The 22,249-nt window shown below is 64.2% G+C and carries 18 protein-coding genes; 12 read left to right on the forward strand and 6 right to left on the reverse strand.

Going from position 1 to position 22,249, the window contains the following annotated elements; all coding sequences use genetic code 11:
- Positions 1-3: 3 nt before the first annotated feature.
- From SxD43FB_RS13020 to SxD43FB_RS13030, 3 genes are read right to left on the reverse strand one after another with little or no spacing between them, the layout of a single operon-like run.
- A complete protein-coding gene (locus SxD43FB_RS13020) occupies positions 4-432 on the reverse strand; it encodes an HIT family protein (protein ID WP_096062540.1) in 429 nt (142 codons plus the stop codon).
- Entirely contained in the window at positions 429-1,523 is a 1,095-nt protein-coding gene (locus tag SxD43FB_RS13025) for a CDP-alcohol phosphatidyltransferase family protein (protein ID WP_096062541.1), read from the reverse strand. The genes SxD43FB_RS13020 and SxD43FB_RS13025 overlap by 4 nt, the downstream gene beginning before the upstream one ends.
- Entirely contained in the window at positions 1,520-2,587 is a 1,068-nt protein-coding gene (locus tag SxD43FB_RS13030) for a CDP-glycerol glycerophosphotransferase family protein (protein ID WP_096062542.1), read from the reverse strand. The genes SxD43FB_RS13025 and SxD43FB_RS13030 overlap by 4 nt, the downstream gene beginning before the upstream one ends.
- Positions 2,588-2,745: 158 nt before the next feature.
- Here SxD43FB_RS13030 and SxD43FB_RS13035 point away from each other — a divergent pair, with 158 nt between their 5' ends.
- The 8 genes from SxD43FB_RS13035 (at position 2,746) to lpdA (ending at position 13,188) form a co-directional block, all read left to right on the forward strand.
- Entirely contained in the window at positions 2,746-3,534 is a 789-nt protein-coding gene (locus SxD43FB_RS13035; RefSeq protein WP_096062543.1) for a succinate dehydrogenase iron-sulfur subunit, read from the forward strand.
- Between the two features lie 2 nt (positions 3,535-3,536).
- Positions 3,537-3,998: a PaaI family thioesterase gene (locus SxD43FB_RS13040; RefSeq protein WP_037480764.1), complete on the forward strand. Its 462-nt coding sequence runs from the start codon at positions 3,537-3,539 to the stop codon at positions 3,996-3,998.
- Positions 3,995-5,107: a cell division protein ZapE gene (zapE, locus tag SxD43FB_RS13045; protein ID WP_096062544.1), complete on the forward strand. Its 1,113-nt coding sequence runs from the start codon at positions 3,995-3,997 to the stop codon at positions 5,105-5,107. Before SxD43FB_RS13040 ends, zapE begins: the two co-directional genes overlap by 4 nt.
- Before the next feature lie 465 nt (positions 5,108-5,572).
- Positions 5,573-6,535 (forward strand): malate dehydrogenase, encoded by a 963-nt coding sequence (mdh, locus tag SxD43FB_RS13050; protein ID WP_096062545.1) that lies wholly within the window; start codon positions 5,573-5,575, stop codon positions 6,533-6,535.
- Positions 6,536-6,633: 98 nt separating this feature from the next.
- On the forward strand, positions 6,634-7,518 hold the full coding sequence (gene sucD, locus SxD43FB_RS13055) for a succinate--CoA ligase subunit alpha (protein WP_096062546.1): 885 nt from the start codon (positions 6,634-6,636) through the stop codon (positions 7,516-7,518).
- A 91-nt stretch (positions 7,519-7,609) separates the two neighbouring features.
- Entirely contained in the window at positions 7,610-10,405 is a 2,796-nt protein-coding gene (locus SxD43FB_RS13060; RefSeq protein ID WP_096062547.1) for a 2-oxoglutarate dehydrogenase E1 component, read from the forward strand.
- 8 nt (positions 10,406-10,413) lie between these two features.
- Positions 10,414-11,667, forward strand: coding sequence for a 2-oxoglutarate dehydrogenase complex dihydrolipoyllysine-residue succinyltransferase (gene odhB / locus SxD43FB_RS13065; protein ID WP_096062548.1), 1,254 nt, complete (start codon positions 10,414-10,416; stop codon positions 11,665-11,667).
- Between the two features lie 120 nt (positions 11,668-11,787).
- The gene (gene lpdA / locus SxD43FB_RS13070; protein ID WP_096062549.1) at positions 11,788-13,188 is read left to right on the forward strand and encodes a dihydrolipoyl dehydrogenase; all 1,401 of its coding nucleotides are present in this window, start codon (positions 11,788-11,790) and stop codon (positions 13,186-13,188) included.
- Positions 13,189-13,538: 350 nt separating this feature from the next.
- Here lpdA and SxD43FB_RS13075 read toward each other — a convergent pair whose 3' ends face one another.
- Complete coding sequence (locus SxD43FB_RS13075; protein WP_037477105.1) at positions 13,539-14,309, reverse strand: phosphocholine cytidylyltransferase family protein; 771 nt, start codon at positions 14,307-14,309, stop codon at positions 13,539-13,541.
- A 119-nt stretch (positions 14,310-14,428) separates the two neighbouring features.
- On the opposite strand from SxD43FB_RS13075, the gene SxD43FB_RS13080 reads away from it, so the two are divergent.
- Positions 14,429-15,742: an oligosaccharide flippase family protein gene (locus tag SxD43FB_RS13080; RefSeq protein ID WP_096062550.1), complete on the forward strand. Its 1,314-nt coding sequence runs from the start codon at positions 14,429-14,431 to the stop codon at positions 15,740-15,742.
- A 92-nt stretch (positions 15,743-15,834) separates the two neighbouring features.
- Here SxD43FB_RS13080 and SxD43FB_RS13085 read toward each other — a convergent pair whose 3' ends face one another.
- Positions 15,835-16,629, reverse strand: a complete 795-nt coding sequence (locus SxD43FB_RS13085; protein ID WP_096062551.1) for a nucleotidyltransferase family protein — start codon at positions 16,627-16,629, stop codon at positions 15,835-15,837.
- Positions 16,630-16,669: 40 nt separating this feature from the next.
- A complete protein-coding gene (locus tag SxD43FB_RS13090; protein WP_096062552.1) occupies positions 16,670-18,220 on the reverse strand; it encodes a M23 family metallopeptidase in 1,551 nt (516 codons plus the stop codon).
- A 207-nt stretch (positions 18,221-18,427) separates the two neighbouring features.
- On the opposite strand from SxD43FB_RS13090, the gene SxD43FB_RS13095 reads away from it, so the two are divergent.
- From SxD43FB_RS13095 to SxD43FB_RS13105, 3 genes are all read left to right on the forward strand, one after another.
- On the forward strand, positions 18,428-21,142 hold the full coding sequence (locus SxD43FB_RS13095; protein WP_096062553.1) for a helicase-related protein: 2,715 nt from the start codon (positions 18,428-18,430) through the stop codon (positions 21,140-21,142).
- The gene (locus tag SxD43FB_RS13100) at positions 21,135-21,431 is read left to right on the forward strand and encodes an RNA-binding S4 domain-containing protein (RefSeq protein WP_096062554.1); all 297 of its coding nucleotides are present in this window, start codon (positions 21,135-21,137) and stop codon (positions 21,429-21,431) included. The genes SxD43FB_RS13095 and SxD43FB_RS13100 overlap by 8 nt, the downstream gene beginning before the upstream one ends.
- 83 nt (positions 21,432-21,514) lie before the next feature.
- On the forward strand, positions 21,515-22,075 hold the full coding sequence (locus SxD43FB_RS13105) for a zinc/iron-chelating domain-containing protein (protein ID WP_096062555.1): 561 nt from the start codon (positions 21,515-21,517) through the stop codon (positions 22,073-22,075).
- Positions 22,076-22,249 lie beyond the last annotated feature (174 nt).

The following is a 22,249-nucleotide window of genomic DNA, read 5'->3' on the forward strand; positions in this document are numbered from 1 at the left end:
GCCTCAGGGCTGCGCAGCCGCGAAATAGGATGCGACCCAATCGCGCAGCGCTTCATCGGACGTGACCGCCGCGCTCAAATCCGGCTGCCCCGGCCAGCCCGCATCGCGCACCGTCATCCCGCCGCCGCTGCGCTCGCCCTCATAGCGCGGCAGGACGTGGAAATGGACGTACGGGTCAACCATCATCAGCATCAGATAGTTGATCTTCTGATAGCCGACCGCCGCCCGCAATGCCGCTTCGATCGCCCCGGTCACGATCTTGAGTTCGGCATGGGCTTCGGCCGGCAAATCCCCGAACGCGGTCGCGTCGCTCTTGGCCGCCAGCACCAGCGACCCCAGCGTCGGCTGGGCCGGGCGCAGCAACACCACCCAATGCGCAAACTCCGCGATCAGGCTGGCGGGCCAGCCGAACTTCTTTATCGTATCGTTCATGCTGCCGCCTCATCCATCCAACTGACGATCGGCCGTCCCGACCGTTTCACGCCATAGGCCTGCGCCAGCCGCACCGCATGGACGACCAGTGAAATCACCGTCCACCAGGCCAGCGCCACCAGCCCGATATCGGGTCGCCCCAACAGCAGCGCCACGAACAGGATCACCATATTCGGGTTGCGCCGCGCCGTCACCAGCCGGAACTGGCTGTCGAACCGCCGCCAGACATGGATATCCATACCGAAATCCTTGAGGAACGCCCCCTCGATCAGGCGTTGCAGCACATAGCCGACGACCACCGCCGCCATCACCAGGATGAACGCCTGCCCCGTCAGCGACAGGCCCCAAGCGGCCAGACCCGTTCCCCAGAAATACCACCAGAAGGGTGGGTGAACCAGATCGACGCCATGGTCGATCACATTGCCCCATTTGGACGAGGTGATGGTACAGCGCGCCAGCTTCCCGTCCACCGTATCCAGCACCATGAAGATGAAACCGCACAGGAACCCGGTCCAATACATCCCTTCTGAAAACAGGAAGGTCGCGATCAGGCACAGCGTCACCCCGATCACCGACACCATATTGGGCGTCATCTTGAGCTGCGCCGCGATCCGCGTCAGCACCAGCGCCAGTTCGGGCCACAGATATTTGGTCAGCACGTCCGTCACGCCCTTATAGGCGCCGAAATAGCTGTGCCGCTCGATCGCGCGCCGGGTCGCGGGAGTGAGTTCGCGCACCATCGGCTGCTCCAGCTTGCGCAACTGCCGGTTATAGAGTTTGCGCCCGTCCGACAGGTCAACGACCGTCACCCGCATCGGATCATGTCCCTGCGGCACCTGCCCCACGACCGGCACGCCACCCCAGGCAAAGACCGTCCCCGGCGTCTCCAACACCAGCCGCAACAGCAGCGGATCGAATGCATAGGTGAGGTTGAAGACCAGTTCATGCCCCGGTGCCAGCGCGCTGCCATTCTTCGCCGCGCTTTCCGCCATCCGGCGGTTGCGTTCGGCATTGGTCATGCCCCAGATCGGCGTGGCATTCTGCCCCAGCATGCGAATGGGGCCAAGGGCAGTGGTCATCGTCTCAGTCATGCAGGCGCTTTCGCGAAGGTCATTATGATGTCGGCCTGCCGCCGCGACGCGGGAATCGGCGACAGGTCGATGGATTGCTCCATCGCCGCTTCCTGCGCAGCAACGAAGCCGGGTTGCAAGTCTTGCGCCCGCGCCAGGGCATCGGCCAGCGCGTCCGGCGTCTCGATCACCTGCCCCAACCGCCAATGCGCAAAGGCGTCACCACTGGCATCGCGCCGGTCGAGATTGAGGAAGATGCACGGCCGCGGCTGGATCAGAAACTCATATATCTGGCTCGATACATCGCCCAGATAGACGTCGGCGCTCATCGTATAACTCATGTCGATCGCATGGCGGCTGCCCATGTCCACACGGATATGCGGCGCGGCGCTGACGATCGGCGCGACCGCCTGCGCCAGCTTCGTGTGCGGCGCGATGATGACATTCCACCCCTTGAGCGACTCCAGCGCCGCCAGCATCGCCGGGCCATGCCGCACCCAGGAGGACAGATCAGGGTCGAAATGCGGATTATAGAGCAGCACCGGCTTGTCGTCGGCGAAGAATCGCTGCCGCGCTGCCTTCAACTCGAACTTGGCATAGCCCCCGACCACGACCTTATCCGCCGCGCACAACCCCCGTTCGATCATCCGGCGACGATCCTTTTCGCCTGCCACCAGCGTCAGGTCGAAATCGGCATGGCGCTTCTTATAGCCCCCCTCCCGGTCGCCCGCGCCATGTTTGATCAGCACCAGTCGCGACGCGAATCCCGGCACCCGCCGCAACCAGGCTGTGGAAATCTCCGTCGTCACCAGCAGCGGAAAGGCCGCGATCGTGCGGTAATTGCCGAGCAGGGTGAGGATTCGCGAGGGCTGGCGGAACAGCGAGTCGGGTTGGCCCGAAAAGCGCCGCAACCGTACCGGCCGCAACCGCTGGTCGGTGTCATACCCCGCCACCAGATCCAGTATCGCATCCGATGGCGACAGCACATGCACCCGCACCCCCGGACGCCGCGCCAGTTCCAGCGCGGCAGGCAGCCAATGATAAAGCTGCTGCGCTTCGGCAATGGCGAGAAAGGCGATGTCCATGCGCGAAAGCCACTCCAGACGGGCTGGAGGCCTAGCGGCGATACAGGGGCTTTTGCAAGGGCGCGCGTCGCATTCCCTTTTGTAGGTGCTGGACCTTTGCCCATATTTTGGTATGCGGGCCGCAACCGAACGACACTCTGAAAGAGGCTCGACGAGCGATGGCCGAATTTGCGTTGCCCAAGAACAGCAAGATCAGCGGTAAGGGTGTGACCCACCCCGCCCCCGCAGGCGCAACCAATGTGCGCAGCTTCAAAGTCTATCGCTATGATCCCGACTCCGGGCAAAACCCGCGTTACGACACGTTCGAGGTTGACCTCGACCAGTGCGGACCGATGGTTCTGGACGCGCTGATCAAGATCAAGAATGAATATGACACCACGCTGACCTTCCGCCGTTCCTGCCGCGAAGGCATTTGCGGCTCCTGTTCGATGAACATGAACGGCAAGAACGGCCTCGCTTGCACCACCGCGATCGACGAATGTTCGGGCAAGGATGTGAAGATCACGCCGCTGCCGCATATGGACGTGATCAAGGATCTGGTGCCCGATTTCACGCATTTCTACGCCCAGTACAACTCGATCCAGCCCTGGCTCAAGACCGTGTCGCCACCGCCATCGGGCAAGGAGCGACTCCAGTCGCCCGCCGAGCGCGAAAAGCTCGACGGCCTTTATGAGTGCATCCTGTGCGCCTGCTGCTCGACCAGCTGCCCCTCTTATTGGTGGAACAGCGACAAGTTCCTGGGCCCGGCCATCCTGCTCCAGGCCTATCGCTGGCTGGCCGACAGCCGCGACGAATATACGGGCGATCGCCTCGACGAGCTGGAAGATCCCTTCCGCCTCTATCGCTGCCACACCATCATGAACTGCGCCAATGTCTGCCCCAAGGGTCTGTCGCCGGCCAAGGCGATCGCCGAGACCAAGAAGATGATGGTCGAACGGCAGCTTTGATCTTGAATAGTGATGGTGTCGCCGGGGGTCAGCCACTGACGGACGGGCAATGGGCGGGCTGGATCGCATGGTCCGACCCGCACCCCGATACGTTTTTGCAGGCGATCGGGCGCGGCTATATGCGCGAACTCTCGCCCGGCCGGGCGGAAGTCGCGCTGGAAACCCGCTCCAGCCATCGCAACCGGCTCGACACGCTCCATGGCGGCTTCCTCGCCGCCTTTGCCGACCACGCCTATTTTGGCGCGCTCTGGGCGATGGGGCATAAGGATCAGATCCATGGCGTGACCATCGACCTGTCGATGCAATATCTGGGCGCCGGGCGCGTCGGCCCGCTGCTGCTGGCGCAGGTCGACCTGTTGCGTGAAACCGGCCGCCTGCTGTTCCTGCGGATGTTGATGACGCAGGATGGCGAACCCGTCGCCGCCTCCACCGCCACCATCCGTAAGGCCCCGCCCGCCAAATGACCGGTGTCCTTGCTCGCTACGAAGCGTTGATCGCTGCCGGAGAATTGCGCGCCGATCCCGATCAGCGCGCCGCCGCCGTCCGGCTCGACACCCTGCAACAGCAGTTGGAAGCCGCGCCCGAACGCGGCTCGACTCTGTGGCGGCTGCTCCGCAAGGCCCCCGAACCGCCGCGCGGCCTCTATATGTGGGGCGGCGTCGGGCGCGGCAAATCCATGTTGATGGACCTGTTCTTCGACACGGTGAAAATCCCGCGCAAGGCGCGTGCCCATTTCCACGAGTTCATGCTCGACGTCCACGCCCGCTTGGCCGAGGCGCGCAAGTCCGAAACCGGCGACCCCATCCCCCCGGTGGTCGAAGCGCTGGCTGAGAATGCGCGGCTGCTATGCTTTGACGAGATGGTGGTCAACAATATGGCCGACGCCGCGATCATGTCGCGGCTGTTCACGGGATTGCTCGAAAAGCGCGTGACGATCGTCACCACGTCGAACCGCGTGCCCGACGATCTCTACAAGGACGGCCTCAACCGCCAGTTGTTCCTGCCCTTCATCGACCTGATCAAGGATCGGCTCGATGTGCAGACATTGAACGGCCCGACCGACTATCGCCGCGACCGGCTGGGCGATGCGACGCTATGGCACTGCCCCAATGGCGACGAAGCCACGGCGGCGCTCAGCACCGCCTTCTTCCGCCTGACCGACTATCCGCCGTCCGACCGCGCCCATGTCCCGTCCGAAGACATAGCCGTGCAGGGCGGCCGCACCCTGCATGTGCCCAAAAGCCTCAAGGGCGTCGCCGTCTTCTCGTTCAAGCGCCTGTGCGCCGAAGCGCGCGGCGCGCCCGACTATCTGGCGATCGCGCGCAAATATCATAGCGTCATCATCGTCGGCATCCCGGTGCTTGGCCCGGAAAACCGCAATGAAGCCGCCCGCTTCGTCACGCTGATCGACTCGCTCTACGAATATAAGGTCAAATTGCTGGCCTCGGCCGACGCGGAACCGGCCCAGCTCTATCCGCAAGGCGATGGCGCGTTCGAATTTGAACGCACCGTCTCACGCCTCATGGAAATGCAGTCCGACGATTATCTCGCGCTCGGCCACGGCCCCAAATAGCATCCTCCCCTGGCAGGGGGTCGTTGCGAAATGCGCATCGCTTACCAATCACCGTCATTCCCGCGAAGGCGGGAACCCATCTCCCCCCTTATCGTCTTGGCTTTCGGTTCGGAGATGGATCCCCGCCTTCGCGGGGATGACATAAAGACCTATGGGTAACTGCCTGTTGCAGCACGTTATAGCGCGCATCGCCGTCATCACGGCGCAATCTTCTTGTCCATATCCTGCGAAAAATAGACCGGATGCCTTCCGTCGGGAAGGCATCCGGCAGGGTAGCGCTGCAGGGAAGGCTCACCGGCCAGGGTAGGAGCCGGGAGCGACAGCGTGTGAATCGCCTTTAATGCAACTGCGAATGAATTGCAAAGATAAATCCGACTTCCCACCTTTGACAGGTTGAAACCCCCGGTCGAAGGGCGTAGGCGAGGCATCAATTCCAGTAGTCAAGACTTGGAGGATGACAGATATATGGCCCGTAAGAAGATCGCGCTCATCGGCGCTGGCAATATTGGTGGCACGCTGGCGCATCTCGCCGCTCTGAAGGGCCTTGGCGACATCGTCCTGTTCGACGTCGTCGAAGGCATCCCCCAGGGCAAGGCGCTCGACCTGTCGCAGTGCGGCGCGGTCGAAGGCTTCGATGCCAAGATCACCGGCTCCAACGACTATGCCGACATTGCAGGCGCGGACGTCATCATCGTCACCGCCGGCGTCGCCCGCAAGCCCGGCATGAGCCGCGACGATCTGCTCGGCATCAACCTCAAGGTCATGAAGGCCGTGGGCGAAGGCATCGCCGCCAACGCCCCCGACGCTTTCGTCATCTGCATCACCAACCCGCTCGACGCGATGGTATGGGCGCTGCGCGAATTTTCCGGCCTGCCCCACAATAAGGTCGTCGGCATGGCGGGCGTTCTCGACAGCTCGCGCTTCAACCATTTCCTCGCCGAGGAATTCCAGGTGTCGGCCAAGGACGTCACCAGCTTCGTGCTGGGTGGCCATGGCGACACGATGGTCCCCGTCATCGAATATTCGACCGTCGCGGGCATCCCCGTCCCCGACCTCATCAAGCAGGGCCGCTCGACGCAGGAGCGCATCGACGCGATCGTGCAGCGCACCCGTTCGGGCGGCGGTGAGATCGTCGCCCTGCTCAAGACCGGCTCGGCCTTCTATGCGCCCGCCACCAGCGCGATCGCGATGGCCGAAGCCTATCTTGGCGACAAGAAGCGCCTGCTGCCCTGCGCCGCCAACCTCACCGGCCAATATGGCGTCGACAATCTCTATGTCGGCGTGCCCGTGATCATCGGCAAGGACGGCGTCGAGCAGGTCATTGAGATCGAGCTGAATGAAGAGGCCAAGGGCAACCTCCAGGTGTCGGTCGATGCAGTTAAGGAACTGCTGGACGCCTGCAAGGCGATCGATCCTTCGCTGGCCTAACGTTTAACTGTTCCCCGGCGAAGGCCGGGGTCCAGCTCCACAACTCATCTAGCCCTCAGCCACCGCATGGGCGCGAATTTTAAGGACAGAGGCCGTCTATGAGCATTCTCGTCAACAAGAATACCAAGGTCATCACGCAAGGGATGACCGGTGCCACCGGCACTTTCCATACCGAACAGGCGCTGGCCTATGGCACGCAGATGGTGGCCGGCGTCACGCCGGGCAAAGGCGGCCAGACCCATATCGGCCTGCCCATGTTCGACACCGTGCTGGAAGCCAAGACCAAGACCGGCGCTGATGCGTCGGTGGTCTATGTGCCGCCACCATTTGCCGCCGACTCGATCCTCGAAGCGATCGACGCGGAAATCCCGCTGATCATCTGCATCACCGAAGGCATCCCTGTGCTCGACATGGTGCGCGTCAAGCGCGCGCTGTCGGGCAGCAAGTCGCGCCTCATCGGCCCCAACTGCCCCGGCGTCCTGACCCCCGACGAGTGCAAGATCGGCATCATGCCCGGCAGCATCTTCAAGAAGGGCAGCGTCGGCGTCGTATCGCGCTCCGGCACGCTGACCTATGAAGCGGTGTTCCAGACCTCGAACGCGGGCCTGGGCCAGACCACGGCTGTCGGCATCGGCGGCGATCCGGTCAACGGCACCAACTTCATCGACGTGCTGGAACTGTTCCTGGCCGACGACGCGACCGAATCGATCATCATGATCGGTGAAATCGGCGGCGATGCGGAAGAACAGGCCGCCCAGTTCCTGATGGATGAGGCCAAGCGTGGCCGCAAGAAGCCGATGGCCGGCTTCATCGCGGGCCGCACCGCCCCTCCGGGCCGTCGCATGGGCCATGCCGGTGCGATCGTATCGGGCGGCAAGGGCGACGCGGAAAGCAAGATCGCGGCGATGGAAGCCGCCGGGATCAAGGTCGCGGCCAGCCCCTCGGAACTCGGCACGACTCTGCTCGAAGTGCTGAACGGCTAAAAAGCGACTATATATAGAGGCGGCCGGGCTGCACCCTGGCCGCTCACTTCCCGCACCGCGACTGCACGCGGCACGGATCGGACAAGATATTATGGGTTACGAAAACCAGGATTTCGAGATCGAGCAAGGCCCCAGCTGGGCGCGCCCGAATTGGCCGTTGTCGGACACTGACGACCTCACCGGGGCGCTTGACCCCACGCAGATGCAGGTCGCGGTCAAGGCCGCCGCCAAAGCTGCGGGCAAGGCGGTGTCGGATGCCGACATAGCGCAGGCCGCCGAAGATTCCATCCGCGCGATGATGCTGATCCGCACCTATCGCGTGCGCGGTCATTTGGCCGCCAATCTCGATCCGCTGGGTCTGACCCATCGCGATCTGCCGGCGGACCTGACGCCGGAATTTCACGGCCTGACCGACCTCAACAAGAAAATCTATCTCGGCGGCACGCTCGGCCTGCAATTTGCCAGCGTCAGCGAGATCGTCGCGATTCTGCGCGCCAATTATTGCGGCAATGTCGGCCTCGAATATATGCACATCGCCGATGTGGAGGAGCGCCGCTTCCTGCAGGACCGGATGGAAGGCAAGGACAAGGAAATCATCTTCACGCCGGAAGGCAAGAAGGCGATCCTGGCCAAGGTCATCCAGGGCGAGCAATATGAGAAGTTCCTGGGCCGCAAATATGTCGGCACCAAGCGCTTCGGCCTCGACGGTGGCGAATCCATGATCCCCGCGCTCGAAGCCGTCATCAAATATGGCGGCCAGTCGGGCGTGCGCGAAATCGTCTATGGCATGGCCCATCGCGGCCGCCTCAACGTCCTCGCCAATGTGATGGCCAAGGGCTTCCGCGTCATCTTCCACGAATTTTCCGGCGGGACCGCCAACCCCGAAGATGTCGGCGGTTCGGGCGACGTGAAATATCATCTGGGCACCTCCACCGATCGCGAGTTCGACGGGATCAAGGTCCATATGTCGCTGGTGCCCAACCCCTCGCATCTCGAAACGGTCGATCCGATCGTCCTCGGCAAAGTCCGCGCGCAGCAGACCTTCCGCGACGACCTCGACAAGCATGAGCAGGTTCTGCCCGTGCTGATCCATGGCGACGCAGCGTTCGCGGGTCAGGGTATCGTCTGGGAATGCCTCGGCTTCTCCGGCGTGTCGGGTTACAATACCGGTGGCTGCATCCACTTCATCGTCAACAACCAGGTCGGCTTCACCACCAGCCCGCAATTCTCGCGCGGCTCGCCCTACCCGTCCGACGTGGCGAAGGGCGTTCAGGCGCCGATCCTGCACGTCAATGGCGACGATCCCGAAGCGGTGACCTTCGCCTGCAAACTGGCGGTCGAATATCGCCAGACCTTCCACCGCGACATCGTGATCGACATGTGGTGCTATCGCCGCTTTGGCCATAATGAAGGCGACGAGCCTTCGTTCACTCAGCCGCTGATGTACGCGAAAATCCGCCAGCACCCGCCGGTCAGCGACGTCTATGCCACGCGCCTCAAGGAACAGGGCGTGATCGGCGACGATTTCGTGGCCAGCGCGACTAACGAGTTCGTCACCCATCTGGAAGACGAGTTCGAAGCCTCCAAGAGCTACAAGGCCAACAAGGCCGATTGGTTCGCTGGTCGCTGGTCTGGTCTCCACAAGCCCGCCGACGCGGAAACCACGCGCCGCAGCGTCGAATCCGCCATCTCGCCCAAGCTGATGGAAAGCCTGGGCAAGACGCTGACCACCGTTCCCGAAGGCCATGCCGTCCACAAGACGCTCCAGCGCGTGCTGGACGCCAAGGCGGAGATGTTCAAGACGGGCGCGAATTTCGACTGGGCGACCGGCGAGGCGCTGGCCTTCGGCTCGCTCCTGTCGGAAGGCTATGGCGTGCGCCTGTCGGGCCAGGATTCAGGGCGCGGCACGTTCAGCCAGCGTCACTCGGTCTGGGTCGACCAGAATACGGAAAAGAAATATATCCCGCTCTCGACCGTCCGTCATGGCCGGTTCGAGGTGCTGGATAGCCCCTTGTCCGAATATGGCGTGCTTGGTTTCGAATATGGCTATGCCCTGGCCGACCCCAAGAGCCTGGTCCTGTGGGAAGCGCAGTTCGGCGATTTCGCCAACGGCGCGCAGATCATCTTCGACCAGTATATCGCTTCGTCGGAAAGCAAATGGCTGCGCGCCAACGGCCTCGTCTGCCTGTTGCCGCACGGCTATGAAGGACAAGGGCCCGAACATAGTTCGGCGCGTCTGGAACGCTTCCTTCAGCTCTGCGCCGAAGGGAATATTCAGGTCGCCAACATCACGACCCCGGCGAACTATTTCCACGTCCTGCGCCGTCAGATGCTGCGTCCCTTCCGCAAGCCGTTGATCATCATGACGCCCAAGTCGCTGCTGCGGCACAAGCTGGCGGTGAGCAAGGCTGAGGATTTCCAGGGCGACACCCACTTCATGCGCATCCTGTCGGACATGAACCCGGCACCCGATGCGGAAACGAAGCGGCTGGTGCTCTGTTCGGGCAAGGTCGCCTACGACCTGATGGAAGCGCGCGATGCGGCCGGAGACAAGAACACCCAGATCGTCCGTATCGAACAACTCTATCCCTTCCCCACCGAAGCACTCGCCATCCGCATGGAACGTATGCCCAAGCTGGAAGAAGTGATCTGGTGCCAGGAAGAGCCACGCAACAATGGCGCGTGGTTCCATGTGGAGCCCTATATCGAGGAAGCCTTGGCGGACGTCGGCAAGGCACCGATGCGCGCCCGCTATGCCGGTCGCAAGGCCTCGGCGTCGCCCGCAACGGGCCTCGCCAAACGCCATGTCGCCGAACAGGGCGCCCTCGTCGCCGATGCGCTGGGTCACAGCGTCCGTGAAGAAATCCGACGCCAGAAGAAAGGCTGAACAAGCTCATGGCTACCGAAGTCAAAGTCCCAACACTGGGCGAATCCGTTACCGAAGCGACCGTGGGCCAGTGGCTCAAAAAGCCCGGTGAAGCCGTCGCGCTCGACGAACCCATCGTCAGCCTGGAAACCGACAAGGTGGCGGTCGACGTGCCCTCCCCGGTTGCCGGCACGCTGGGCGACATCATCGCCAAGGAAGGCGACACCGTGAATGTCGGCGCGCTGCTGGCGATGGTCAACGAGGGCGCGGCTGCGGCCGCCGCTCCTGCAGCGTCGCCCGCCCCCGCTGCCAAGGCGGAGGCCGCTGCGCCTGCGCCTGCCGCATCGGCCCCTGCGCCAGCCGCGTCGGACGAGGATGAAGGCGGCAATCTGACGCTCTCCCCCGCCGTGCGCCGCCTGGTGCTGGAGCATGGCCTTGACCCGTCCAAGATCAAGGGCACTGGCAAGGACGGTCGCCTGACCAAGGACGACGTCACCGCCGCTGTTGCCGCTGGAACGGCCAAGGCCGCCGCGTCCGCGCCAGCCTCGGCCCCTGCCGCCGACGCTCCTGCCGCTGGCCCCACCCGCGCGCAGGAACGGGTGAAGATGACCCGCCTGCGCCAGACGGTCGCCAAGCGTTTGAAGGAAGCGCAGAATACCGCAGCGATGCTGACCACGTATAATGACGTGGACATGACCAACATCATCGAGGCGCGCGCGAAGTATAAAGACCTGTTCGAAAAGAAGCATGGCGTCCGTCTGGGCTTCATGGGCTTCTTCACGAAGGCAGTCTGCATGGCGCTCCGCGACATTCCGGGCGTCAATGCGCAGATTGAAGGCGACGAAATCGTCTACAATAATTTCTGCGACATCTCGGTCGCGGTGTCGGCCCCTACCGGCCTCGTCGTTCCGGTCATCCGCAACGCGGAATCGCTTAGCGTTGCCGAGATCGAAAAGACCATCGGCGGCTTTGGCAAGAAGGCCAAGGAAGGCAAGCTGACCATGGAAGATATGAAGGGCGGCACCTTCACCATCTCCAATGGCGGCGTGTTCGGCTCGCTGCTGTCCAGCCCGATCATCAACCCGCCCCAGTCGGGCGTTCTGGGCCTGCACCGGATCGAGGACCGCCCGGTCGTTCGCGACGGTCAGATCGTGATCCGTCCGATGATGTATCTGGCGCTCAGCTACGATCATCGCATGGTCGATGGTCGCGAAGCGGTGACCTTCCTCGTCGCGGTCAAGAACGCGATCGAAGACCCGACCCGCCTGCTGATCGACCTGTAAAAGTCACAATCAGACACCATATCCGTTCGGGCTGAGCCTGTCGAAGCCCCGTCCTTTCTGTGCAAAGGACAAAAGAAGCAGTAATGCCCTTCGACAGGCTCAGGGCGAACGGAGAATAACATGTCCGATTTCGACTATGACGTTCTGGTGATCGGGTCCGGCCCCGGCGGTTATGTCGCCGCGATCCGTGCCGCGCAGCTGGGTCTCAAGACCGCCTGCGCCGAAAGCCGCGACACGCTCGGCGGGACCTGCCTCAATGTCGGCTGCATCCCGTCCAAGGCAATGCTGCACGCCTCCGAACTCTATGACGAAGCGGCCAACGGCACGCTCGCCAAGCTCGGTGTCAAGATCGACAAGATGAGCCTCGACCTCACGACCATGCAGGGCCAGCGCGCCGATGCGGTCAAGGGTCTGACCGGCGGCATCGAATTTCTGTTCAAGAAAAACAAGGTCACCTGGCTCAAGGGCCTGGCCAGCTTCACCGGCGCCAACACCGTTGAAATCAACGGCGAAAAGGTAACGGCGAAGAATATCGTCATTGCCACCGGCTCGTCGGTCACGCCGCTGCCCGGCGTCGAAGTCGACAATGACGGCGGCAAGATCGTCGATTCGACCGGCGCGCTTGTGCTGGACAAGGTGCCGGGCCATCTCGTGGTCGTCGGCGGCGGTGTCATCGGCCTGGAAATGGGCAGCGTGTGGCGTCGCCTGGGCGCGAAGGTCACGGTCGTCGAATATCTCGACCAGATCCTGCCCGGCATGGACGGCGAAGTCCGCAAGGAAGCCAACAAGATCTTCAAGAAGCAGGGCTTTGAATATCGCCTGGGCACCAAGGTCACCGGCGCGAAAGCGCATGACAAGGGCGTGACGCTGACCGTCGAACCCGCCGCCGGTGGCGATGCTGAAACCATCGAAGCCGATGTCGTGCTGGTATCGATCGGCCGTCGTCCCAACACCAACGGCCTTGGCCTCGACAAGATCGGGCTGGAACTGAATGCGCGCGGCCAGATCGAAACCGATCATGAGTTCGGTACGAAGGTGCCCGGCGTCTGGGCGATTGGCGACGTCATTCCCGGCCCGATGCTCGCGCACAAGGCCGAAGATGAAGGCATTGCGGTCGCGGAAAATATCGCGGGCCTGACCGGCATCGTGAACCACGACCTGATCCCCTCGGTCGTCTATACCAAGCCCGAAATCGCGGGCGTCGGCCTGACCGAGGAAGCCGCCAAGGAAAAGGGCGCGATCAAGGTCGGCAAATTCCCGATGATGGCCAACAGCCGCGCCAAGACCAATCATGAGCCCGAAGGCTTCGTGAAGATCATCGCCGACGCCGAAACCGACAAGGTGCTGGGCGTCTGGATCATCGCCACGCCCGCCGGCACGATGATCGCGCAGGCGGCACAGGCGATGGAGTTCGGCGCATCGAGCGAAGACATCGCCTACACCTGCCACGCCCACCCCACGCACAGCGAAGCGATCAAGGAAGCCGCCATGGCGGTCACCGGCAAACCGATCCACATGTGATCGCCGCCACCTCGCGCAAATGAAAAAGGCCTCCGCAAAACGGAGGCCTTTTTCATGTCATTGCCTTGCAAGGGTCGGAAGCAGGACTGACTATGGCATTATAAGACCCCGTTCGTCCTGAGTAGCCATTGAGCGAAGTCGAAATGGCATATCGAAGGATCAGGCGCTGCATATAATGCTTCGATACGAGCCTTCGACAAGCTCAGTCTCTACTCAGCACGAACGGATGTTATATAACCGATCCAGATTCATCATGGCTTATGATCAGATGCAGAGGTGTCACCCTATCGAGACAGAAAATGCCTCTGTCCTGCAATCCGCCTGAAAAGCACGACGTTCACCCGCCCCCCCTATCGCCGATAGCGCCCCTCATCGACCCACCGCGCCGTCAGCGCGGCCGCCGCTTCTACATCCTGCGGAAAATCGACCTCCTGCCACGGCAACCCGTCGATCGACACGGTGCCCACCCGGTTCCCCTTGGCGATGATGTCGATCGCGCGCAGATACCAGCGTTCCACGCCTTCGGGCGTCCGCATCATCTGGTTGATCTGATTGCGGAAAATCGCCGGGCCTTCGCCGGTGAAAGCCAGCATGCCGATCGATTCGGCATTGGTGTCGGGCGGCAGCAACCGCTTGCCGATATGGTGCAGGCGGCCGCTCTCGTCGCGGTTCACCTTCATGTCGTCATCATCATAATCGCCATCGGGCTTCACATCGACGGTGACGGTGATCGCATCGGTCGCGCCGGCGATCAGCTTGGCGACGATCTCGTCCGACACGATGGTATCGCCGTTCAGGATGATGAAGTCGCGGTCCATCTCTTCCCGCACGATCCAGCAGGTGCCAAGGTTATCCGCGACCTGGAAGAAGGGATTGAACACCGTGCGAATGCGCGCGCCCGTCTCGCGGTAAAGCTGCAAGGCATGATCCTCGACCCGCTCGGTGCGAAAGCCCGTCACCACCACGATATCGGTCACGCCGTTGGCGACCAAAGCGGCGACCTGCCAGCTGATGAGGGTGCGCCCGTTAAATTCGATCATGCATTTGGGCACGTCGCGGGTCAGCGGCAACAGGCGTGAGCCTTGCCCGGCGGAAAGGATGATGGCTTTGCTGATCGTCATAGCGCGCGGCCTTAAACGGCAATTTGGCCGAAAAAAAGGCGGGGTTTGCACGACGGCCCGAACCCCCTAGACAGGCGCACGCCGGATGACCGGCATCCGGGTGAAAGGCCAGGGCAGACGTGAAGGTCAAACGCGGATCGGGGCAGGCAGGCGACGGCTTTTCGCGCATCCTGGCCAATACCGGCTGGCTGCTGGGCGGCAAGGGCGTCGGCGCGGTCCTCAGCATCGCCTATCTCGCCATCGTCACCCGGACGCTCGGCGTCGCCGATTTCGGCCGCTTCGCCCTGGTGCTGAGCGCCGCGCAGGTCATCAAGACGCTGGTGTCCTTCGATAGCTGGCAGATTGTCGTGCGCTATGGTCAGCCGCATCTGACCGCAGGCCAAGGCGATGCGCTCAACCGGGTGCTGCGCTTCTGCATCCTGATCGACCTGGCATCCGCGGTCGCAGGCGGGCTGATCGCCGCCGCCATCCTGCTCCTGTTCGCTGACCTGCTGGAGGTCGGACCGCAAATGGCCTGGCAGGTCTGGCTCTTCTGCATGGTGATGATGATCACCATCCGCTCCAGCCCGACCGGCCTGTTGCGCCTGTTCGACCGGTTCGACAGCGCCGCGCTCGCCGAAACCATGATCCCGGTGGGGCGCATGATCGGCGCAGGGGCGGCTTTGCTGTGGATGCCCGACATCACCGGCTTCCTCATCGCCTGGGCCTTTGCCGAACTGCTTTGTGCGCTCAGCTATTGGGGGCTGGCTTTGCGCGTCGGCCATGGCCGCATCGGTCACTGGCGCGCCGGACGGGCGATCGACGCCCGCCGCGAAAACCCCGGCATCATCGGCTTTCTGACCGCCACCAACCTCCAGACCAGCCTCACCTCGATCGGCCAGCAGGTCGCGGTGCTAATCGTCGGCGCCTTCGTCGGCCCGGTGGGCGCTGGCCTCTACCGCCTCGCCAATCAGCTCGCCAATTCGCTGACCAAGATCAGCAGCTTGCTGTCACGCAGCATCTTCGTTGAACTCTCGCGCACCAGCAGCCATGGCAAGGAAGCGCTCGGCGCGCTGTTCCGCCGCACCAACCGGCTGGCGCTGATCGCGGGCGCGGTCATCATCGCGCTGATTGCGACCATCGGCCGCCCGCTATTGGGCTTCATCGCCGGGCCGGACTTTCTGCCCGCCTATCCGCTGCTGCTGCTGCTCGGCATCGCCGCCTGCATCGAACTGATCGGCGTCAGCTACCGCCCGCTGCTGATGGCGACCGATCGCGCGGGCCTGTCGCTGCGCATCACCTTCGTCGCCACCCTGCTGCTGCTCGGCCTGCAAGCCGCACTGCTGCCACTCTACGGCACCATCGGCGCAGCGGTCGCGAATATCGTCGCTGCCCTTGGCGGTTTCGCGATGATGGGCTGGGCCAGTCGTCGGGCCGTGGCGGGCGACAAGTAAGCCACCACCTGCCGTTCGTTTCGAGCGCAGTCGAGAAACCTGTGCGAAAGTTTCTCGACTGCGCTCGAAACGAACGGAACCCCGAATAACGCCTACCGCCCCGCCAATATCGCCTCGATCAAATCTACATCCGCCTGCTTGTCCGCATCGATGCACGCTTCGGGCTGCGCCATCGCCACCAACCGCGCCACCAGGCCAAAGCGTCGCCCGACCCGCGCCATCCCGCCGCGCAGCGTCGAAATCCGCAACAGCGCGCCCAGCAACGCCAGCGGCCCGAAGGCGGACAGGATTTTCCAGCCCTTCTTGCGGTCCTGCTCCACCTCCTGCCACAAAGCGATCACCGGCCGGGCCTTCTCGCTGCCGAACCAGAAGATATTTGCGCCCGACCAACCGCCATCGCGAAACTTCAGCCAGGTCCGCCGCGATTGCGGATAGCGCGCCAGCAGCGTCGCCCGCTCAACCATGGCGACTGCAATATCCGCGCCCGTCGCCTCGGCAATGAACTGATCGAGCATCGCCCGATCGAGCAGCACATGATCCGCCGTGGTCAGCAACAAAGGAAAGGGCAGATCGCCCGCCTCCATCAACGCCAGCAGCGACGAGGCAATCCCCGCCCCGCCCCGCTCGAACCGCACGCGCGGATGCGTACCCAGCCACGCCGTCGCCGGATCGGCGGCAAAGGCATCGGCCCGCTGCGTCAGGACGATCACTTGCCCGATCGCGGGATGATCGAGCAGCGCGCGCGCCGGGCGATTGATCATCGGCTCGCCCGCGACCGGCGCGAGCGGCTTGACCGGCACGCCTGCGGCGATCGCCAACGGATCGGGAATGGGCCGCGCACCCGCAAGCAGGATGGCAGTGACGGAAGCCGGAGCGGAAGCAATCATCCCCGCTCGTTACCCAAGCGGCACCCGCGCGGGAAGCGGCTTATTTTCCGCTGGCGACCGGCGCGGCCGATGGCACTTCGGCAAAGGCCTGGCGCTGGCCCACAGGCAGCCCCTTGTAGCGCGCCAGTTGCGCGCGGAACGCCCGCAAATCATTGCCCGCCAGTTGCGCCGTCGTGGTGAACTTCACCGACAGCGGATTGACCGTCGCACCGCCGCGATAGAGTTCATAATGGAGATGCGGCCCGGTCGACAGGCCGGTCGAGCCGACATAGCCGATCACTTGGCCTCGGCGGACACGCTGGCCCGGCGCGGCGGCGATGCGGCTCATATGCGCATAACCGGTGGCGATACCGCCGCCATGCTGGATACGCACATAATTGCCATGCCCGCCATGCCGCCCGGCATAGGCGATCACGCCATCGGTCACCGCATAGATGGGCGAACCATAGCGCGCCGCGAAGTCGATCCCCGCATGCATCCGGCTATAGCCCAAAATCGGGTGCCGCCGCATACCATAGCTGGACGACATGCGCCCGGCGACCGGGGCCGACAGCACGCCGCGCCGCTCGCCAACGCCCGACGCCTCGAACCATTCGGTGCGGCCATTGCTGGTCCATTTGAGCATATCGATCGACTTGCCGCGCGCGCGCTGCAACCCGGCATAGAGCAACTCGCCAACCTCGATATCGCCCGTTTCCGCGCGGCGATATTCAGTCACGATGTCGTAGCGGTCCCCCGCGCCGATGCCACCCAGATCGACCTGCCCCGCTATCACCCGCAGGAAGGCCTGCACCGCCTTGGGCGGGGCTCCTGCAGCACGCGCCGAGCGATAGATGCTGTCGCCCACCACACCCTGAATGCGCAGCGGCGTATTATCGACGCGAATAGGAATGCGCCGCACCGACAGCACCCCGCCCACCCGCTCCAGCTCTAGCGCCAGGTCGAGCCGCGCGCGGAACGCCAGCCGATCGAGCGGCCGGGGCCGGTCGCGGCTGGCCCGGCGACCCAATATAATGTCGAGCCGCGTGCCCGGCTTCACCCCATCACTAATATCCGCGCCGACCAGCGCGTTGATCGTCGCCACATCGCCGCTGCTGACCCCCGCGCGCGACAAGGCGCGCGCCAGCGTGTCGCTGCTGCCGACCTGGGCATTGAGTTCGATCTGTGGTCGTTCGGGCGTCTGGCGCAATGGCTGCACCGCATCGGTCGCGCCCATCCGCCGCCCGCTGTCCGCGCCCAGCGCCAGCGGCGTGATCATCTGGCTGCGCACTTCGTCATAGTGCGCTTCGGCCATCGTCCGGCCGGGCAGCCCCGGAATGGGCTTGAAACCGGGCGACAGATACAGCGCCGTCGCGCACAGCCCGAAACAGCTGGCCAGCCCCCGAAACCAGGTCGGGCTACCGATCCGCTGGGCAAGGTCGGGGACGAGTTCTACCTCATCCGCCCATTCGCGCAGCCGCATCCGCCAGTCCCGCGGCGGCACCGGCGCAGGCTGACGCAGCGAGTCGGCCAGCCATAGCGACATGGTGGCGCCGCCCTGCTGCGATCCGAACTGGCTATCCTGAAACAAACCGACGACCCCCAGGGGCATGATAGCATTGCTTGGCGACGCAACGGCCCCCGCGCCATGCGTCGGGCCAGACCCTTGTGAAGCGGCAGGGTTAAAGTCAATTTAAGACGCGCCAATGACGCACGCGCCTGCGACGACCCGTGCCACGGACCCGATAGGAATGCACCAAGGTAGGGAACCCGCGAATCTCCTTGCTCCATCGCCTCCCATGCTCGACAGAGGGCCACCATGGTTGCCTTTGCCCGATCGCCCGTCACCGCCGTCCTGGGGCCAACCAATACCGGCAAGACCCATCTCGCGGTCGAACGCATGTGCGGGCACAGCAGCGGCATGATGGGCTTCCCCCTCCGCCTGCTCGCCCGCGAAGTCTATGACCGGGTGGTCGCGATCAAAGGCCCGGCGCAAGTCGCGCTGATCACCGGCGAGGAAAAGATCGTCCCGCCCCACGCCCGCTATTTCCTCTGCACCGCCGAATCCATGCCGATCACCGGCGATTATGCCTTCGTTGCGCTGGACGAAGCGCAACTGGGCGCGGACCCCGAACGCGGCCATATCTTCACCGACCGGCTGCTCCGCGCGCGCGGGCGCGAGGAAACCATGATCCTGGGGTCCGCCAGCATCGCCCGCACCGTCAAGGCGCTGGTCAAGGATGTCGAGATCATCGGCCGCCCGCGCTTCTCCACCCTCTCCTATGCGGGCGCGAAGAAGCTGTCGCGCCTGCCCAAACGCTCCGCCATCGTCGCCTTCTCGGCCGAGGAAGTCTATGCCGTCGCCGAAATGCTGCGGCGTTTCCGGGGTGGTGCCGCCGTGGTAATGGGCGCGCTGTCCCCCCGTACCCGCAACGCGCAGGTGCAGATGTTCCTCAATGGCGAGGTCGATTATCTCGTCGCCACCGACGCGATCGGCATGGGGCTGAACCTCGACGTCGCCCATGTCGCCTTCGCCTCGCTGCGCAAATTCGATGGCCGCCGCACCCGCCGCCTGACCGTCAGCGAAATGGCGCAGATCGCCGGGCGCGCCGGGCGGCATCACAAGGATGGCACCTTCGGATCGCTGGGCGGCGAAGATAGCGATGCTGCCTTCACCCCCGAAGAGATCGAAGCGATCGAGGCGCATCGCTTCCCGCCGGTGGACCATCTTTTCTGGCGCGACGGCACCCCGCGCACCGACCGGCTCGACCATCTGATCGCTGATCTGGAGGAGCGGCCCGACCGCCCCGAACTGCGCGCCGCGCCGCAGGCGGTCGATCTCTCCGTCCTCAAGCGGCTCGCCGACGATCCCCTCGTCATCGACCGCGCGCGTGGCCAGCGGCAGGTCGAACGGCTCTGGGCCGCGTGCAGCCTGCCCGATTTCCAGAAGCTCGGCACCGAACATCATGGCCGCGCCGTCGCGCGCATCTGGCGCTTCCTCTCCGAAGGCAATGGCCACATCCCCCGCGACTGGTTTGCGCAGGCAATCGCCCGGCTCGATTCGGTCCAGGGCGACATCGACACGCTGGCGGGCCGGATCGCCGCGGCGCGCACCTGGTCCTACATCGCCCACCGAGCCGACTGGCTCGCCGATCCTGCCGAAATGGCCGAACGCACCCGCGCGCTGGAGGAAAAGCTGTCCGATGCGCTCCACGCCGCCTTGACGCAGCGTTTCGTGGACCGGCGCACCACCGTCCTGTTGCGCGATCTCGGCCAAAATGCCAGCACCCTGCCGGTCACCGTCGAACCGGACGGCAGCGTGAGCGTCGATGGAGAATCGATCGGGCGACTTGACGGATTTCGTTTCTCGGTCGATCCCGCTACGCGGCATCAGGACAGGAAGATGCTGTTGGCGGCGGCGGAAAGGCGCCTTGGAAAGGTATTGCGTGTGAAGGCAGATGAATTGGTTGCGGCGGCGGATGCGGATTTTGCCCTGCTGGACGAAGCGGGACAGATGCCGGGCATCGCCTGGGGGCAGGCGACGGTCGCGACCCTGCTGGCGGGGCCGACCCTGCTGACACCCGAAATCCGGCTCGACCGCGCGCTGCTCGAACTGGCGCCCGATCTGCAGAAGCAGGTCGCCACGCGGCTGGCCAGCTGGCTCGACGCGCAGAAGCAGAAGCATCTGTTACCGCTGGTAAAAATGGCCGAAAGCGCCGCCGATCCGGCCGTCCCCGCCGTGGTGCGCGCGGTGTTCGCGCAGTTGGCCGATGGCGGCGGCGTGATGGCGCGGGTCGATCTCGACGCCGCGCTCGGCCATCTCGACAAGGACCAGCGCCATTTGCTGCGCCGCGCGGGCATCGATATCGGCGTGCTCGACATCTATCATCCCGGCCTGCTCAAGCCCGGCGCGGCGCGCTGGCGCTCGGCCTTGCTGGCAGCGCGACTCGGCAAGCCCTGCCTGCCGCTGCCACTGCCCGGCCTCACCCTGCTGCCGGTTGGCGACAAATTCGCGCAGATGGGTGCGCGAATCGCTGGCTTTCGCGGCTTTGGCGATCAGATGTTGCGCATCGACATGGCCGAACGCATGGCCCGCGCCGCGCATGAGGCGATCGCCAAGGGCGAAGCCTTCACCGCGGTCAGCCCGCAGATCGTCTCGCTCGGCCTGCTCGAACCTGCTTTCCTGCAACTGATGCGCGCGGCAGGCTTCCGTCCGGTCGAAGCGCCCACCCCGGCCCCGGCCGAGGAAGTTGTCGAAGGAGCTGAAACGGCAGAAGCGCCCCCCGTCAGCGCGGCGAACTGGGTGTTCAAGGGCCGCCAGAAACCCCGCCCCGAACGCGCCCAGCACGCCCGACCGCGCACCGGCCGCCCAGACAATGAGCAGAAGCCACGCGGCGACAAGCCCGCCCCTGGCCGTCGCGGCAACAAGGACGGCGCACCTGTGCCCTCGCGCCCGAACCCCACCGGCGGCAGCCCCGCGCCCGCCAACAATGCCTTTGCCGGATTGGCCGAGCTGCTTGGTCGCAATGGCTGATCCGGGCGCAGCCCCCGGCCATGCGCCGACGCTGCGCATCGACAAATATCTCTGGTTCGTCCGGCTCTGCTCCAGCCGGTCGAGCGCCCAGAAACTGGCGGAGGACGGGCATATCCGCCTCAACGGCCGCCGCATCGACCGCGCCCACGCCCCCGTGCGCGCGCACGACCTCATCACCTTCCCCCACGGCACCACCGTCCGCGTCGTCCGCATCACCCACCTCCCCACCAGACGCGGCCCCGCAACCGAAGCGCGCGGCTGTTATGAGGAACTGACGGTCGGCGAGTGACGGGCGGGGGCCGCGCCATCCCAAGCGCCACCCCACCCGCAACCCTCTTGCATTACCGACGGGGCCAAGGCACCTCGGCGCGGATGCATAGAGAGACTGATCTGGAAACCACCCTGTTGGGGCCAGTCCTGCCGGATCGCGCCTGCGGCGATTGCACGGCCTGCTGCACCATCCTCACCGTCGATACACCCGATTTCCAGAAGCCGCCCGGTATCCCCTGCGTCCACCTCGGCGCGCAGGGGTGCAGCATTCATGCCGATCGCCCGCCCATCTGCCGAACCTGGTTTTGCGCCTGGCGCAGGGTCGCGCGCCTCCCCGATGCGGCGCGCCCGGACCGATCCGGCATCCTGGTGTCGCTCGATTTCGTCCGCGAACCGCGCAACTGTTTCGAAGGCGTCTCGATCATGGTCCGCATGGAGCCGGGCAGCGACGCGATCACCAATGGCATGGCCGCCACCATCCTCGACGCCCTGTGCGATCAACTGATACCCGTCTGGTTCAGCGACGGGTCCAAGAAGATGCTGATGCACCCGGACGATAAAGTCGCCAGCCTCGTCCTGTCAGGCGACCCCGCGCCGGGTCATTTGAAAGAAGAAGTGGCCGCCTGGCGAGACCGATACAGCGCGTTCGTGGCCAAGGGCTAGCGGAGGCGATCGGCGACATTGAGTGAATTGCGGACACTCATCAAACGCCGTCACCCCGGACTTGATGCGGGTGTGGATTCACATTGGAAGTGCAACGGGAGGAATGTTTCGGCTGGAGTTTTGAAGCCGAGGCATTTTCTGGGTGTGTTATTGTAGTTTGCGATGATGGCGTCG

This window comes from Sphingobium sp. D43FB (assembly GCF_002312805.1).
Classification (GTDB): domain Bacteria; phylum Pseudomonadota; class Alphaproteobacteria; order Sphingomonadales; family Sphingomonadaceae; genus Sphingobium.

What these genes read in the sequence shown, in the direction of transcription:
- SxD43FB_RS13020 (WP_096062540.1), bottom strand. Translation starts at nt 432, where the DNA reads ATGAACGATACGATAAAGAAGTTCGGCTGGCCCGCCAGCCTGATCGCG.
- SxD43FB_RS13025 (WP_096062541.1), bottom strand. Translation starts at nt 1,523, where the DNA reads ATGACTGAGACGATGACCACTGCCCTTGGCCCCATTCGCATGCTGGGG.
- SxD43FB_RS13030 (WP_096062542.1), bottom strand. Translation starts at nt 2,587, where the DNA reads ATGGACATCGCCTTTCTCGCCATTGCCGAAGCGCAGCAGCTTTATCAT.
- SxD43FB_RS13035 (WP_096062543.1), top strand. Translation starts at nt 2,746, where the DNA reads ATGGCCGAATTTGCGTTGCCCAAGAACAGCAAGATCAGCGGTAAGGGT.
- zapE (WP_096062544.1), top strand. Translation starts at nt 3,995, where the DNA reads ATGACCGGTGTCCTTGCTCGCTACGAAGCGTTGATCGCTGCCGGAGAA.
- mdh (WP_096062545.1), top strand. Translation starts at nt 5,573, where the DNA reads ATGGCCCGTAAGAAGATCGCGCTCATCGGCGCTGGCAATATTGGTGGC.
- sucD (WP_096062546.1), top strand. Translation starts at nt 6,634, where the DNA reads ATGAGCATTCTCGTCAACAAGAATACCAAGGTCATCACGCAAGGGATG.
- SxD43FB_RS13060 (WP_096062547.1), top strand. Translation starts at nt 7,610, where the DNA reads ATGGGTTACGAAAACCAGGATTTCGAGATCGAGCAAGGCCCCAGCTGG.
- odhB (WP_096062548.1), top strand. Translation starts at nt 10,414, where the DNA reads ATGGCTACCGAAGTCAAAGTCCCAACACTGGGCGAATCCGTTACCGAA.
- lpdA (WP_096062549.1), top strand. Translation starts at nt 11,788, where the DNA reads ATGTCCGATTTCGACTATGACGTTCTGGTGATCGGGTCCGGCCCCGGC.
- SxD43FB_RS13075 (WP_037477105.1), bottom strand. Translation starts at nt 14,309, where the DNA reads ATGACGATCAGCAAAGCCATCATCCTTTCCGCCGGGCAAGGCTCACGC.
- SxD43FB_RS13085 (WP_096062551.1), bottom strand. Translation starts at nt 16,629, where the DNA reads ATGATTGCTTCCGCTCCGGCTTCCGTCACTGCCATCCTGCTTGCGGGT.
- SxD43FB_RS13090 (WP_096062552.1), bottom strand. Translation starts at nt 18,220, where the DNA reads ATGCCCCTGGGGGTCGTCGGTTTGTTTCAGGATAGCCAGTTCGGATCG.
- SxD43FB_RS13095 (WP_096062553.1), top strand. Translation starts at nt 18,428, where the DNA reads ATGGTTGCCTTTGCCCGATCGCCCGTCACCGCCGTCCTGGGGCCAACC.
- SxD43FB_RS13100 (WP_096062554.1), top strand. Translation starts at nt 21,135, where the DNA reads ATGGCTGATCCGGGCGCAGCCCCCGGCCATGCGCCGACGCTGCGCATC.
- SxD43FB_RS13105 (WP_096062555.1), top strand. Translation starts at nt 21,515, where the DNA reads ATGCATAGAGAGACTGATCTGGAAACCACCCTGTTGGGGCCAGTCCTG.